At 66.4% G+C, this 13,749-nt stretch carries 9 protein-coding genes and 1 pseudogene; 7 read left to right on the top strand and 3 right to left on the bottom strand.

Annotated elements, in window-relative coordinates:
- Positions 1–1,278: 1,278 nt before the first annotated feature.
- Genes C8J25_RS06720 through C8J25_RS06710 form a run of 3 tightly spaced genes read left to right on the top strand, consistent with a single transcriptional unit; the run spans position 1,279 to position 4,647 of the window.
- Positions 1,279–2,376, top strand: coding sequence for an Acg family FMN-binding oxidoreductase (locus tag C8J25_RS06720; protein WP_107953509.1), 1,098 nt, complete (start codon positions 1,279–1,281; stop codon positions 2,374–2,376).
- Positions 2,377–2,407: 31 nt separating this feature from the next.
- On the top strand, positions 2,408–3,142 hold the full coding sequence (locus tag C8J25_RS06715) for a DUF6920 family protein (RefSeq protein ID WP_146173305.1): 735 nt from the start codon (positions 2,408–2,410) through the stop codon (positions 3,140–3,142).
- The gene (locus tag C8J25_RS06710; RefSeq protein ID WP_107953505.1) at positions 3,139–4,647 is read left to right on the top strand and encodes an acetyl-CoA hydrolase/transferase family protein; all 1,509 of its coding nucleotides are present in this window, start codon (positions 3,139–3,141) and stop codon (positions 4,645–4,647) included. The genes C8J25_RS06715 and C8J25_RS06710 overlap by 4 nt, the downstream gene beginning before the upstream one ends.
- Positions 4,648–4,653: 6 nt before the next feature.
- On the opposite strand, the gene hemN is transcribed toward C8J25_RS06710, so the two are convergent.
- On the bottom strand, positions 4,654–5,973 hold the full coding sequence (gene hemN, locus C8J25_RS06705; protein WP_107953990.1) for an oxygen-independent coproporphyrinogen III oxidase: 1,320 nt from the start codon (positions 5,971–5,973) through the stop codon (positions 4,654–4,656).
- Between the two features lie 132 nt (positions 5,974–6,105).
- Between hemN and C8J25_RS06700 the strand changes: the two genes are divergently transcribed.
- Both C8J25_RS06700 and C8J25_RS21070 read left to right on the top strand, forming a co-directional pair.
- The gene (locus C8J25_RS06700) at positions 6,106–6,798 is read left to right on the top strand and encodes an OmpW/AlkL family protein (protein ID WP_244186893.1); all 693 of its coding nucleotides are present in this window, start codon (positions 6,106–6,108) and stop codon (positions 6,796–6,798) included.
- Between the two features lie 59 nt (positions 6,799–6,857).
- Entirely contained in the window at positions 6,858–7,586 is a 729-nt protein-coding gene (locus C8J25_RS21070) for a sterol desaturase family protein (protein ID WP_107953989.1), read from the top strand.
- Between the two features lie 97 nt (positions 7,587–7,683).
- On the opposite strand, the pseudogene C8J25_RS21065 reads toward C8J25_RS21070, so the two are convergent.
- Positions 7,684–8,091, bottom strand: a pseudogene (locus C8J25_RS21065) (ATP-binding cassette domain-containing protein); the annotation flags it as partial.
- Between the two features lie 1,019 nt (positions 8,092–9,110).
- Positions 9,111–10,898, bottom strand: a complete 1,788-nt coding sequence (locus C8J25_RS06685; protein ID WP_107953988.1) for an ABC transporter ATP-binding protein/permease — start codon at positions 10,896–10,898, stop codon at positions 9,111–9,113.
- 120 nt (positions 10,899–11,018) lie between these two features.
- On the opposite strand from C8J25_RS06685, the gene C8J25_RS06680 reads away from it, so the two are divergent.
- Both C8J25_RS06680 and cydB read left to right on the top strand, forming a co-directional pair.
- Positions 11,019–12,590 (top strand): cytochrome ubiquinol oxidase subunit I, encoded by a 1,572-nt coding sequence (locus C8J25_RS06680; protein WP_107953500.1) that lies wholly within the window; start codon positions 11,019–11,021, stop codon positions 12,588–12,590.
- Between the two features lie 14 nt (positions 12,591–12,604).
- The gene (gene cydB / locus C8J25_RS06675) at positions 12,605–13,744 is read left to right on the top strand and encodes a cytochrome d ubiquinol oxidase subunit II (protein ID WP_107953498.1); all 1,140 of its coding nucleotides are present in this window, start codon (positions 12,605–12,607) and stop codon (positions 13,742–13,744) included.
- The last annotated feature ends 5 nt before the right edge of the window (positions 13,745–13,749 follow it).

Raw genomic sequence — 13,749 nt, 5'->3', positions numbered from 1 at the left:
CGGAACCTGCCGGATGTACCTTCTTCTTTCCACCTTGGCCGCAACGCTAATGCAATCGCCGGTTGCTGCGTCCGTGGTTAAGCCAGGCACGATAGCGATCGTTGCTGCCGATAGTCCGACCACGTCTCCCGCTGTCACGAAAACGTTCACAGACGCCGTTCAGCGAACCCTCCTCCGGACACCTTTCCTGCCCTTGCCCGACGCAAACCACAGCCTCTACGTCGCCAAGGTTGAGGTATCGCAGACACAGCGCGGTGTTGTCCGGTCCGGCAACGACCGATCGGATCGGCCGGGCGTGGCGGCTGGGTTTGGAGGCTTGTCGCTGACTTTGCCCTCGGGGAAGGATCAGTTGCACGGTCTGATCGTGACCCGTCTTAAGGTGACCGTGTCGCTGCGCCGCGATAGTCACGTCGTGTGGACAGGACAGGCGACCACGGTCCGCGCCAGCGGCACACGAACGGGCGATCCCTCTGTTGTCGCTGCGGCGTTGTCGGACGCTCTTCTGACGTGGTTTCCCCGGCAGCTGCCGGGACCGCTGTCCGTGCCATAAGACCTACCGAGTAAGGCGGTTATCAGCCTCTGATCTTCGACAACACGCGCGCGGCGACATTGCTCCTGGCGGCAAGCGGGCGCCGGTAGCGCAGAAGACGCGCAGCACCTGTGCAATGCCGACGCCGTCCTCGCTGGCCGCAAACAGATCCTGCGTAAGCCCAACCCGGAGCGTATGACTCGACAAGGCGCGCGCCGCTTTCTCGACCTTAGCGATCGGTATCTCCAGCCCCTGATCGAATGCGCTCAACGCCACGCGCCGATAGCCCCCCTTTGGCACCCTGATGACTATGCGAGGCGGTCCCGCGGTGTAGACGGTCCGCGCCGGTTCCGCCTTTTTGCCCTTCAGCTTTTTCTGGCGGTGGCGCGTGTGTCCTGGGATCGCCTAGTACGCCATCGGCGGAACCGTGGCGCGCAAACCGCACCGATTGCGCGAGAACGCGGATTTGAGACGAGGCTCGCCGAAGCACGCCACCGGTTCGCGGAGTGCACGTTGGGCGAACGTCTCTGCATCGGAGGATCGGGCGACGCCGGACGCCGCCGGAGCCGTTGTAACAGCGAACGATCTGGCAGCCTGTCTCTCGAAGTCGACACCCGGCGCCGGGCAGCATCGGAAACTACGCAAAGGCCGATGCGTCTACGTAATTAACGTCGGTTCTCGGTCGCCATGGAAAGTAGCAGGCTGCCTCATCGGGAGCGTCGGTGCGTCCGTGATATCGGAGACAGACGGTGAACCGACGGCACGTGCTGATTGGTGCGGGAGCGACCGCCCTGGTTGGCGGTGAGGCGGCTTATCTTCTTGATCGACAAGCGAACACCTCATCGGCCTACGCTGCTCGAGCCACCGCCCTGCGCACGCCGTTGGCTGATGAGGCGTCTGCCCATGATCTCATTCGCTACGCGACGCTCGCGCCGAACGGCCACAACACGCAGCCTTGGCGCTTTCGGATCGGCGAACGGCGGATCGACATCATCCCCGACTTTTCGAGACGGACAGCGGTCGTCGATCCAGACGATCACCATCTCTTCGTCAGTCTCGGTGCGGCGACAGAAGCGTTGTCGTTGGCGTCGGCGGCACGCGGTATGCCCGCTACCATCACCTTCGATCCGCGGAACCAGGGATCGGTCGCAGTCCACTTCGAGACGGCACGTCCGACCCCTTCCCCGATGTTCGACGCGATAACCAGGCGTCAATCGACCCGCGCCGAGTATGATGGTCGGGCTGTTCCCGCGAGAGACCTCGACACGCTGGTCAAGGCCGCGGCCGTCCCCGATGTCGATCTCGTCCTGCTCACCGATCGGCATCGGATCGATCGCCTGAGCGACCTCGTCCTCGCCGGCAATACGCTGCAAAGGACCGACCCCGCCTTCGTACGCGAACTCAAGGCATGGCTTCGGTTCAATCCGCGACAGGCGCTGCGGACTGGTGATGGGCTCTACAGCGTCGCGAGCGGTAATCCCGCGCTGCCCGACTGGCTCGGGCCTCACGCGTTCGACTGGATCTCGACGGCGCGATCGGAAAATGAGGCCTATGCCGCCCAGCTACGATCGTCGGCGGGCGTCGCCGTGTTCGTGGGGGCGGGAGGAACCGCGGCGGATTGGGTTGCGGTAGGGCGTGCGTGCCAACGCTTTGCGCTTCAGGCGACTACGCTCGGATTGCAGCACGCCTTCATCAACCAGCCGGTCGAGGTCCCCTCGCTCCGTCCGGATCTGGCGGCGCTGATCGGCATACCCGGCAGGCGCCCGGATATGGTGATGCGGTTCGGCTATGGCCCGACGCTGCCGTGGTCGTTGCGGCGATCGGTGGATGCGGTGATCGTACCATGAGGGCGTCGATCGCTGCGATGAGGACTCGCGTATGAGCAGTACTGGAACCATGCCGACCGCCATCATCGATCTCGCCATGCGACTGGGTATACCACCGCCAGGGGCCGGTTCACCGCGCGTCAGCCTGACACAGACCGGGCACATGAAACGAACGCTCGAGTCCGACTCCTGGATCGCGTTCAAGGCCTCCCAAACCATCGCGACGGACCGTTGCGCGTTCGACTGGTGCGCCAAGGTCGGGCCGTTCGGGCTGATCTCCGGACGCGACGCGCTGGAGGATGGCGACGGGCGGTTCGACATCACCGCGCTCGGCGTCATCCCGCTTGCACGCGCGCACCATACGCCGGCGCTCGTGCGCGGCGAATTGATGCGCTACCTCGCCGAGATAGCTTGGGCGCCACACGCCATTCTCCACAATTCCGAACTGCGCTGGCGGGTCGACGGCCCCGACTCACTGTCGGTCAGCGCGGGTGTTGGAGCGACGGCGTCCGAAGTGATCCTCGGCCTGGATAGCGACGGACGGATCGCAACCGCCTTCGCGCTGGATCGTCCGCGATCGGCAACGCCGCCGATACTGCCTACCCCGTGGCATGGTCGGTTCTCCGACTATCGACTGGTCGATACGATCTGGGTCCCGATGGTGGCCGAGGTAGCATGGACGCTCCCGGCGAAGGATATCGTCTACTGGCGGTGCCAGGTGGAAAGTTGGCGCGCAGATGCCGACCATGACCGATCGAAGCGCAACAGGATGACAGGAACCTCATGAGCCGAATTGCGAACGACAGCCTGCGCGACAGGATCATGAGCGCCGACGACGCCGCGGCGCTGATCACCTCGGGATCGACGGTCGGGCTGACCGGGTTCACCGGCTCGGGCTATCCCAAGGCCGTGCCGATGGCGCTCGCCGCGCGGATCGAGGCGGAGCATGCCGCGGGCAACCCGTTCCGCATCCGCGTCTGGACCGGCGCGTCGACCGGGCCCGAACTCGATGGCGCACTGGCCAAGGCGGACGGCATCGAATTCCGCTTGCCGTATAATTCTGATCCGATCGCGCGCGAGAAGATCAACCGTGGCGAGATGGAGTATTTCGACATGCACCTGAGCCAGGTCGCGCCGATGGCGTGGCAGGGCTTTCTCGGGCCGCTCGATACCGCGGTGGTCGAGGTGTCGGGCATCCGCGCCGACGGATCGCTGATCCCATCCTCGTCGGTCGGCAACAACAAGACCTGGCTCGATCGCGCCGACCAGATCATCCTCGAGGTCAATCGCTGGCAGAACCCCGCGCTGGAGGGGATGCACGACATCTATTACGGCACCGCGCTACCGCCGCACCGCGTGCCGATCCCGCTGGTACGACCCGACGACCGGATCGGCGATGCGTATCTCAGGGTGGACCCTGCGAAAATCGTGGCAATCATAGAGACCGAAGCCCCCGATCGTAACCTGCCGTTCGCCGCGCCCGATGCGTCGGCTCACGCGATCGCGGGCCATCTGATCGAGTTCTTCCGCCACGAAGTCGCGCGCGGTCGCCTGCCCGCGTCGCTGCTGCCGTTGCAGTCCGGTGTCGGCAACATCGCCAACGCGGTGCTGACCGGCCTCGTCACCGGGCCGTTCGACGCCATAACTTCCTATACCGAGGTTATCCAGGACGGGATGCTCGACCTGCTCGATTCCGGCAAGCTGCGGATGGCGTCGGCGACCGCGTTCTCGCTCAGTCCCGAGGCGGCGGCGCGGTTGAATGCGGACATGGGCGCATATCGCGACCGTATGATACTGCGCCCGCAGGAGATCAGCAACCATCCCGAACTGATCCGGCGGCTCGGCTGCCTGGCGATGAACGGGCTGATCGAGGCGGACATCTACGGCAACGTCAATTCGACGCACATCGTGGGATCACGTATCCAGAACGGCATCGGCGGCTCAGGTGATTTCGCGCGTAACGCTTATGTCTCGATCTTCATGACGCCGTCGACCGCGAGGAACGGCGACATTTCCGCGATCGTGCCGCAGGCGAGTCATGTCGATCACATCAGCCAGGACGTGCAGGTGCTCGTCACCGAACAAGGCCTCGCCGACCTGCGCGGGCTGAGTCCCAAGCAGCGTGCGCTGACGATCATCGAGAACTGCGCGCATCCCGACTATCGCCCGGCGCTGGCGGATTACTATCGGTGTGCTCGCGAAGGCTCGTATGGACAGCAGACGCCGACGCTGCCGGGCGAGGCGCTGTCGTGGCACCAGCGGTTCCTCGACACCGGCACGATGCGGATGTGAGCCGCCTTACACGGCAGTGCTGAACTGTCGTGTGCCGGGATATCTGTAGGTATCGATCGTCGCGGCGATCGAGCGGGCATAAGGGCGAGCGTCGGCCGAAAGCTTGAGCGTCGCGCTCTCCCACTTCACCAAGCCCCAGTGTTCGAACGGGGCGAGGCGATCGCGCACCGGGCCTATATTCGGTATTCCGGACAGGTCGGCGATGCCCCGCGTCAGGATTGCCTCGATCGCGCGGCCCCGTACGCGATCTTCAGCGGTTCGGCGAAGTCCCCGGACCGTGGCGAACCGGCCCGCCGAAAGCGCAATGTGATAGCGGCCGGTGTTCTTCTCGTTCTGAAGCAGGGAGCCCGGAAACTCGCTGATCGCGCTCGCGCCCAGTGCGATCAGCGTGACCGCGGGGTCTTCGGTAAAACCCTGGAAATTGCGACGTAATCTGCCGTTCCCGCTGGCTTGGGCGAGCGCATCGCCGGGCTTCGCGAAATGATCGAAGCCGATCGCGGTGTATCCCGCCTCTGTCAGCGTCTCGTGCGACAGCGCAGCCTGAGCGAACCGCGCCTGCCCATCCGGAAGCGCGGTCGCGTCGATCCGGCGCTGGCGCGGGATCATGCTCGGTACGTGCGCGTAGCCGAACACCGCGAGCCGATCGGGGCCCATCGCCAGGCTCTCGATCAACGTTGCTTCCAAAGCAGCTTCGGACTGACCCGGCAGGCCGTACATCAGGTCGAAGTTGATCGATTCAACATCGGCGCTACGGAGCAACCCCATCACCCGGCGGATCTCATCCGCCGTCTGGACGCGCCCGATCGCAGCCTGGATTCCCGGATCAAGCGTCTGGACGCCGAGGCTGACGCGGGTCACGCGGTGTGCGGCGAGCATGGCGGCCCACTCCGCGGTGAACCCGCGCGGGTCGATCTCGACCGACACGACCGGATCGTCGCAGCGGAAGCTGGTCACGATGCGCTCCATGAGCCGCGCGAACTGTGCCGGGGCGACCGCGTTCGGACTACCGCCGCCGAACGCGATCCGGCCGATCTTCGCATGTCCGACGCGCTCGGCGACCAGCGCGATCTCGTCCTCCAGCCGCTCCAGATACGCGTCGAGCCGGGCGCTGCGATTGGCCGCGCCGGTGTTACACCCGCAATACCAGCAGATCTGCCGGCAATAGGGGATGTGCACGTAGAGCGAGACGGTTTCATCCGTGGCGATTCGTGCCAGCGCGGCGTGCATGTCCGCGTGGCCGACGGCGTCGGTGAACTCCGCGGCGGTCGGATAGCTGGTGTAACGCGGCACCGGCACCGCGAGCAGTTCTGGATGATAGGTCCACATGGCCGCGAAATGGGCGGCGGTCGGCGTGACGTCTTTGACCGCGGTCAACCCGATCCTTGTCCGCGATCAACGCCGGCGCCGCGCCGCGTGCGTAGCTCGACGGCATTGGATTGCAGGAGCCGGACCATGAACGTGTCGATCAAGAGCCTCGCCCTCGGTGCGACCTGTGCGGGTATGGCCGTCGCCGCCCCTGCCCTGGCGCAGACCGACGTGGGCCCACGCCAGGGCATTGCCGCCGGCGACGTGCTGCTGCGCGTGCGGACGATCCTGGTCGCGCCGAACGAGAAGTCCGGCAGCGTGCTGCCCGCATTTCCCGGCGAGCATGTCCGCGTCAACGACAGCTTCATGCCCGAGGTTGACGTCACCTACATGGCGAGCGATCACATCGGCTTCGAGCTGATCGCGTCGACCACCAAGCATCACGCCGACGGCCGTACCGGCACGACGGGCTCGATCGGCAAGCTCGCCTCGACCTGGGTCTTGCCGCCGACGCTGACCGCGCAATATCACTTGAACCCGAACGGCAAGGTCCGCCCCTATGTCGGTGCCGGCGTGAACTACACCATCTTCTGGAACGAGAAGGCGTCGGACGGTCTCGTCGCAGCCGTGGGACCGACCGACGTCCACATGAAGGACAGCTTCGGATGGGCGGCACAGGCCGGCGTCGATATCGACATCACGCCGAAAGTGTTCCTCAACCTAGACGTCAAATATATCGACATCGACACGACCGCGCGATTGCGAACCACGGCGGCCGGCACGCAGCGGGTCGCGATAAGCCTCGATCCGCTGGTGTTCGGCATCGGGCTCGGCATTCGGCTGTGACGACCGGGACGACGAAGCGAGTGGCCCCGTTCTGGGGCCGCTCGCATCACCTCGACCGGATGACGTTGCGCGAGCTGGTGATCGCGTATCTGCAGCATCATGTGATCGTCGCGTATCTGGCGCTGGTAGCGGCGTCGGCCAGCGTTTTCGCATGGCGTCCCGCGGACGTGGTGCCGACCGTCGCAACGATCACGCTGGTCGTGGTCGCCTATCCGCTGATCTGGTATGCCCTGCACCGCTGGGTGCTGCACTCGCAGTGGATGTTCAAGACGCCGCTGCTCGCAGGCACCTGGAAGCGGATCCATTACGATCATCACCGCGACCCCAATCATCTCGAGGTACTGTTCGGCGCGCTCCACACGACGGTGCCGACGCTGCTGGTGGTCGCCGCGGTTCCGGGTTGGCTGATCGGCGGGCTCGGCGGCGCGGCCGCGGGGTTCGCGACCGGGCTGCTGTGCACCTGCTTCTACGAGTTCTTCCACTGCATCCAGCATCTTTCGTACAAGCCGCGGGTGAAGTGGCTGGCGGTGATGAAGGCGCGTCACATGGAGCATCATTTCCATGACGAGACGGGCAATTTCGGGATCACGAATTTCGCCTGGGACCGCGTGTTCGGGACGCTCTATCGCCGGGTCGAACGGCCGGCAAAGAGTCCGACGGTCTTCAATCTCGGCTATACCGACGCGGTCGCGGTGCGATATCCCTGGGTAGCGCAACGATCGCACTCGGCACCGGCACGACCGCGAGTTGCCGATCGCACATCGCGACCATCGCCGGACGGTGGCTGACCATGAGGAGCCCCTGCCCGGTTCTGGCAAGCCGGGCGGACAGGCGTTCGGCGACGCAGCGCTCGGTAGCGGCGTCGAGCCCTTCGGTCGGTTCGTCGAGCAATAGCCACGTCGCGCGAACGAGGTAGGCGCGGGCGAGTGCAAGCCGCCGGCGTTCGCCACCCGACAGGCGCACGCCGTGTTCTCCGATCCAGGTGTCGAGACCGTTCGGCAGGGCTTCGATCACATCGGTCAGCGCAGCGTCGGCCAGCACCGCCCACATCGCAGCATCATCGGCTGGCGCGTCGCCGAGCGCGAGGGTGTCGCGGACCGTACCAGCCAGCAAAGCGGCGTCCTGCGGTGCCCAGCCAAACGTCGCGCGGCGGACGGCGAGCGGGACGTCGACAATATCCTTGCCGTCGATGAAGGCGGTGCCCGGGTTCGCGCCACGTAGGCCGAGCAGACTTTCCACGAGCGTGGTCTTGCCCGTCCCCGATGCCCCGACCAGCGCGACGCGGATGCCCATAGTGAGGTGCGTTCCGAGCAGATCTAGCGATCGCGCGGCGCCGAGGCACGCTGTCGGCTCATCCTCCGTCGTCTCGCAGGGCAACAGATCGTCGAGGCGGGCTGTGGCCTCGCGCACGGCGCTTCGCTGGGCCAGGCTGCGCAACACCGGTCCGGCGCCGTCGATCGCCATGACCGCCGCCAGCGCGCACAAGGCCGCGATCGGTGCGCCCGCGGGTGCAGCGAGGATCAGCGCCGCAACGCCTGCCACGCCGAGGGCGACCGCCTGGATGAACTCGAACCAACCGGCCACGCCGGCCTGCGCGCGTTGCGCTTCCGCGAGGCGCAGGCTGCATGCATCGACGGCGTCCATCGCTTGCGCCTCCACTCCATAGCAGCGGAGTTCGGCCGCAGCATCGGCGACGCCGGCAAAGGCGTCCTTGAGCGCCCCGCTCGCACGCTGCACCTCGCGCCCGGGTGCATCGAGGCGACGGGCCAGGACGCTTGCAACCGCCAGCACACCGGGGATGCACAGCACGAGCGCCGACGCCGGCCGCCACCCTCCCAAGGCACACAACAGCAGGCCGCTCGCCAGCGCCGCGATCATGCCGGGCATGGCGGAGAGCCGGACGAACTGCGCCTCGACGACATTCACGTCCTGCACGATGCGCGCGGTCGCCTCGCCCTGCGTCAGCGCGAGCGCGTGTTCCGCCGGACCGCGCGCGAGACCGAGAAACAGCGCGGGGCGGATGCGGGCAAGCGCGCCGAACGCCGCCTCGTGGCTGGCCAGCCGCTCGCCGTAGCGCCCGGCGGTGCGGAGGATCGCGAGCAGGCGTATACCCGCGCTTGGCAGCATATAGTTGAAGCCCTGCGCGGCGATCGGCCCCGCCACTCCAGCGAGCGCCGCGGCGGTGATGAACCAGCCCGACAGGCCGAGCAGCACGACCGATGCTATCGCGACGATCGCCGCATAGCTGCTTGCGCGCCACAGGCCGCGTCGTTGCCGTCGGCGTTCGTTTGCAATGAGGGTATCGAACGCAGTCATGCCTGCTCTCCGAGGTCAATGACGATGTCCGCGATCGCAGCGAGCCCTGCGCTGTGCGTCGCGATGATCGTGGTGCGCCCGGTGCAGGCTCGCGCGATCGCCTCGATCAGGCGCGCCTCGGACTCGGCGTCGAGATGCGCGGTCGGCTCGTCGAGCAACAGCACGGGGGCGGGCTTCAACAACGCGCGGGCGAGTGCGATCCGGCGTCGTTCTCCCCCCGAAAGCCCACTACCACGTGCATCGATCACCGCGCCCAATCCTCCGCGTGCGAGCAGCATCGGTGATAGCCCCGCGGTCCGTGCGACTTCCGCGATCCGATCGGCCGACGCGCTTGGGTAGGCCAGAGCGATGTTCGAGCCGATCGTCCCGGGCAGGATAAGCGGCGACTGCCCCATCCACGCGGCGATCGGCGCGATGCTGCCGATCTCGGCGAGGTCGAGGACCGTCCCGGCATCTGCTGCGCCCTTCCCTGAAAGGGAGGGGTTGGGGGTGGGTTGGTCGGCTTGTGTCACTGCCGTTCGAACATGCGGAAGTCGACCCACCCCCAGCCCCTCCCTTCCAGGGAGGGGGGGACTGCCAATGGTGACGCGGCCTTCGGACAAAGGCGCAAGTCCAAAGAGCAGGTGAAGCAGGCTACTCTTGCCGCTACCTGACGAGCCGACCAGCGCGACGATCATGCCGGGGTGCGCCTCGAACGAGACACCGGATACCGCAGCGCTGTCCTGACCAGCGTAGCGGATCGTAACGGAATCGAAGCGGATCGACGGCACCGTGTTCGACCAGACGGGCACGACCGGGAGCGGCGCTCCCTTGTCCCGCTCAACCGCTGCCAGCCGCTCGGCCGCAGTCTCTGCTGCCTGTCGGTCGTGATACGCCGCCGCCAATCGGCGCATCGGTGCGTAGAATTCGGGAGCGAGCGCCAGCACGAAGAACGCGCGACCGAGGTCGAGCTTTTCGGGCACTGGAAACGGGAGCAGGCCCAACAGGTTGAACCCGGCATACACGGCCACCAGCGCGACCGACAGCGCGGCGAAGAACTCCAGCGCACCCGACGACAGGAACGCGACGCGCAGCACGCACATCGTCCGTCGTGCCAGATCCTCCGCGGCGTCGCCGAGCGCAGCAGCCTCGCGCCCCTCCGCCCGAAAGGCCAGCACGATCGGCAGCGCACCGATCCGATCCGCGAAAAGCCCCGACAGCCGAGCGAGCGCGATGAACTGGCGGCGTGACGCATCCGCGGCGGCGCCGCCCGCCAGGATCATCGCAACCAAGAATGGAAAGAACGTCGCCACCAGGATCGCGGCCGCGATCGGACTAGCGAAAGCGGTCGCGGCAAGCACGATCAGCGGCGCGATCGACGCCGTCATCCTCGCGGGCAGGAAGCGCGACACATAGCCGTTGATCGCGTCGACCTCGTCCACCGCGGCACTCATCAGCGTGCCGGTCGTCGCCTCCGAACCCGGCGCGCGGTGCAGCGCCGCGGCGACGATACGCTGCCGCAACCGCGTCTTCGCCTGGTACGCACCGCTCGCGCCAACGCGGGTCGCCAGCATCGCAAACGCACCGCGCGCGATCGCCGAAACGCTCGCCAGCAAAGCCCACGGCGCCATCACGCCTTCGGGCACCGCGACCACGCCACCCGCCAGCCCTGCGGCGAACCCAATTGCCGCGACGGTGTCGAGCAACAGCAGGCTCGTCGAAACCCGCACCCCGCCGCCATCCGCGACGGCGGCCTTCAGATAGGCGCGGGAGACGCGCGCGCGGCCTTTGGCGATACTATTCATGTCCTCCGCATTCGAGGCCAAGCCCGCGCGCGTCTTTGACCGCGGTCAATGTTCGCGCCGTCGCCCGCGCCTAGCCCATCCCCAGACAGGGCCGTCGACGGTCGTGTGGGGAGCATAATCATGGACCTTGGGGTCATCGATCTGTCGCGGCTGCAATTCGCGCTGACCGCCTTGTACCATTTCCTGTTCGTGCCGCTGACGCTCGGGCTGTCGATGATGCTGGTCATCATGGAAGCCGTGTACGTGATGACGGACCGGCCGATCTGGCGCGTCATCACGCGGTTCTGGGGGCGGATCTTCGCGATCAACTTCGTGCTGGGCGTCGCCACCGGGCTGACGATGGAATTCCAGTTCGGCACCAACTGGTCGTATTTCTCGCATTATGTCGGCGACATCTTCGGCGCCCCGCTGGCGATCGAGGGGCTGATGGCGTTCTTCCTCGAGGCGACGTTCGTCGGGCTGATGTTCTTCGGCTGGGAGCGCCTGTCGAAGCTCGGCCATATGTTCGTAACGTTCATGGTCGCGCTCGGCACCAATTTGTCGGCGCTGTGGATCCTGGTCGCCAACGGCTGGATGCAGAACCCGACCGGCGCGGAATTCAACACCGACACGATGCGGATGGAGGTCAGCGATTTCGGCGCGGTGCTGTTCAACCCGATCGCGCAGGCCAAGTTCGTCCACACCGTCAGCGCGGGCTATGTCTGCGCCTCGGTCGTGGTGCTCGGCATCTCCGCCTTCTGGCTACTCAAGGGCCGCTACACCGCGGTCGCACGCCGTTCGATGACCGTCGCCGCGGCGTTCGGGCTTGCCGGCTCGCTCTCGGTCGTCGTGCTCGGCGACGAGAGCGGTTACGCGCTCACCGACAACCAGAAGATGAAGCTCGCCGCGATCGAGGCCGCCTGGCACACCGCCCCCGCCCCCGCCGGGCTGACGCTGTTCGGCCTGCCCAATGTCGCCGCACGCGAGACGCGCTACGAGGTGCAGGTACCCTGGGTCCTTGGCGTGATCGCGACGCGCAGCCTCGACAAGGAGGTGACGGGGATGTCCGAACTGGTGCTGAAGGCGCAGGAGCGGATTACGTCGGGCGTCATCGCCTATGACGCGGTCCAGCATCTGAAGGTCGACCGTACCGACGTCGCGCAGCGCGCGCGGTTCGAGGCGCATAAGCGCGATCTCGGCTATGCGCTGTTGCTGAAACGCCACGTCGCCGATCCTCGCATGGCGAGTCCGCAACTGGTCGCGGCGACTGCGTGGGACGTGGTGCCGAACGTGCCGCTGATGTTCTGGAGCTTCCGGATCATGGCGTTCATCGGCTTCTTCATGATCGCGCTGTTCGGTGCCGCGTTCGTGCTGACGTCGCTCAGGATGCACACGCAGACGCGCTGGTTCCTGAAGCTCGCGGTCATCGCGATCCCGTTGCCGTGGATCGCGATCGAACTCGGCTGGATGCTCGCCGAGATCGGCCGTCAGCCTTGGGCGATCGAAGGTGTTCTGCCGACCTTCCTGGCCGCGTCGTCGCTGACCCGGGGGGTGCTGTGGACGACGATCATCGGCTTCACCGCGATCTACGGTACGCTGGCGGTGATCGAGGTGCGGCTGATCCTCGCAACGATCCGCAAGGGACCGTTCGAGCATGACGAGGATCCACAGCCCGCGCCCGGCCCGATCCCAGCCGCCGCAATAACCGCCTGACAGGAGACACGACGATGTTCGATTATGAAACGCTGCGTCTGATCTGGTGGGTGTTGCTCGGAACGCTGCTGATCGGGTTCGCGCTGACCGACGGCTTCGATCTCGGCGTCGCGGCGCTGCTCCCGTTCGTCGGCCGCACCGATGCCGAACGGCGCATGGTGATCAACGCGATCGGACCGACCTGGGAGGGCAACCAAGTGTGGTTCATCGTCGGCGGTGCCGCGATCTTCGCAGCGTGGCCGTTCGTCTACGCGATCAGCTTTTCCGGCTTCTACCTCGCGATGTTCCTCGTCCTGGCGGCCCTGATCCTGCGCCCGGTGGGGTTCAAATATCGCTCGAAGCGGCCCGACGCGGCATGGCGGTCGCGCTGGGACTGGGCGCTGTTCGTCGGCGGGTTCGTCCCCGCGCTCGTGTTCGGGGTGGCGGTCGGCAATGTCCTGTCGGGCGCGCCGTTCCGCCTCGACAGCGACCTGCGCGCGTTCTTCGACGGCAGCTTCCTTGGGCTGTTCACCCCGTTCACGCTGCTATGCGGGCTGTTGTCGGTCGCGATGCTGGTGCTCCACGGCAGCGCATGGCTGGCGATCAAGGTCGAGCACGGCGCGGTGCACGATCGCGCGCGCAAGTTCGGTACGATCGCGGGCCTTGCGTCGCTCGCGCTGTTCGCAGCCGGCTGGGCGTTCGTCGCCTATGGCGACATCGGCTACCGTATCGTCGGCGCGATCGATCCGTCGGGGCCGTCCAATCCCTTGCGCACCACCAGCGAACTCGCGCGCGGCGGCTGGCTTGCCAATTACGGCCTGTATCCCTGGATGATGATCGCCCCGGTGCTCGGTTTCGGCGGCGCGGCGCTCGCGCTGTTCGGCATCCGGCGCGGATCGGAGAGCGCGGCGTTCGCAGGATCGTCCGCCTCCGCGCTCGGAATCATCGCGACGGTCGGGCTGTCGATGTTCCCCTTCATCCTGCCGTCGAGCATCGACTCGCACTCCAGCCTCACCGTCTGGAACGCATCGTCGAGCGCCAAGACGCTGGGCATCATGCTGTTCGTCACGGTCGTCCTGCTGCCAATCGTAATCGCCTACACCGCTTGGGCGTACAAGGTGATGTTCGGCCGCGTGACGACGCAAGAGGTCGCGACCAACCCCGATTTCTACTGACCACG

Source organism: Sphingomonas faeni, from assembly GCF_003053745.1.
Classification (GTDB): Bacteria; Pseudomonadota; Alphaproteobacteria; order Sphingomonadales; family Sphingomonadaceae; genus Sphingomonas; species Sphingomonas faeni.
The sequence above is the reverse complement of the archived record's forward strand: the minus strand, read 5'-3'. Positions and strand labels throughout refer to the sequence as shown.

Excerpts from the sequence above, each read along its gene's own strand:
- cydB (WP_107953498.1), top strand. The coding sequence starts at position 12,605 with ATGTTCGATTATGAAACGCTGCGTCTGATCTGGTGGGTGTTGCTCGGA.
- C8J25_RS06680 (WP_107953500.1), top strand. The coding sequence starts at position 11,019 with ATGGACCTTGGGGTCATCGATCTGTCGCGGCTGCAATTCGCGCTGACC.
- C8J25_RS21070 (WP_107953989.1), top strand. The coding sequence starts at position 6,858 with ATGACGTTGCGCGAGCTGGTGATCGCGTATCTGCAGCATCATGTGATC.
- hemN (WP_107953990.1), bottom strand. The coding sequence starts at position 5,973 with ATGTGGACCTATCATCCAGAACTGCTCGCGGTGCCGGTGCCGCGTTAC.
- C8J25_RS06715 (WP_146173305.1), top strand. The coding sequence starts at position 2,408 with ATGAGCAGTACTGGAACCATGCCGACCGCCATCATCGATCTCGCCATG.
- C8J25_RS06710 (WP_107953505.1), top strand. The coding sequence starts at position 3,139 with ATGAGCCGAATTGCGAACGACAGCCTGCGCGACAGGATCATGAGCGCC.
- C8J25_RS06685 (WP_107953988.1), bottom strand. The coding sequence starts at position 10,898 with ATGAATAGTATCGCCAAAGGCCGCGCGCGCGTCTCCCGCGCCTATCTG.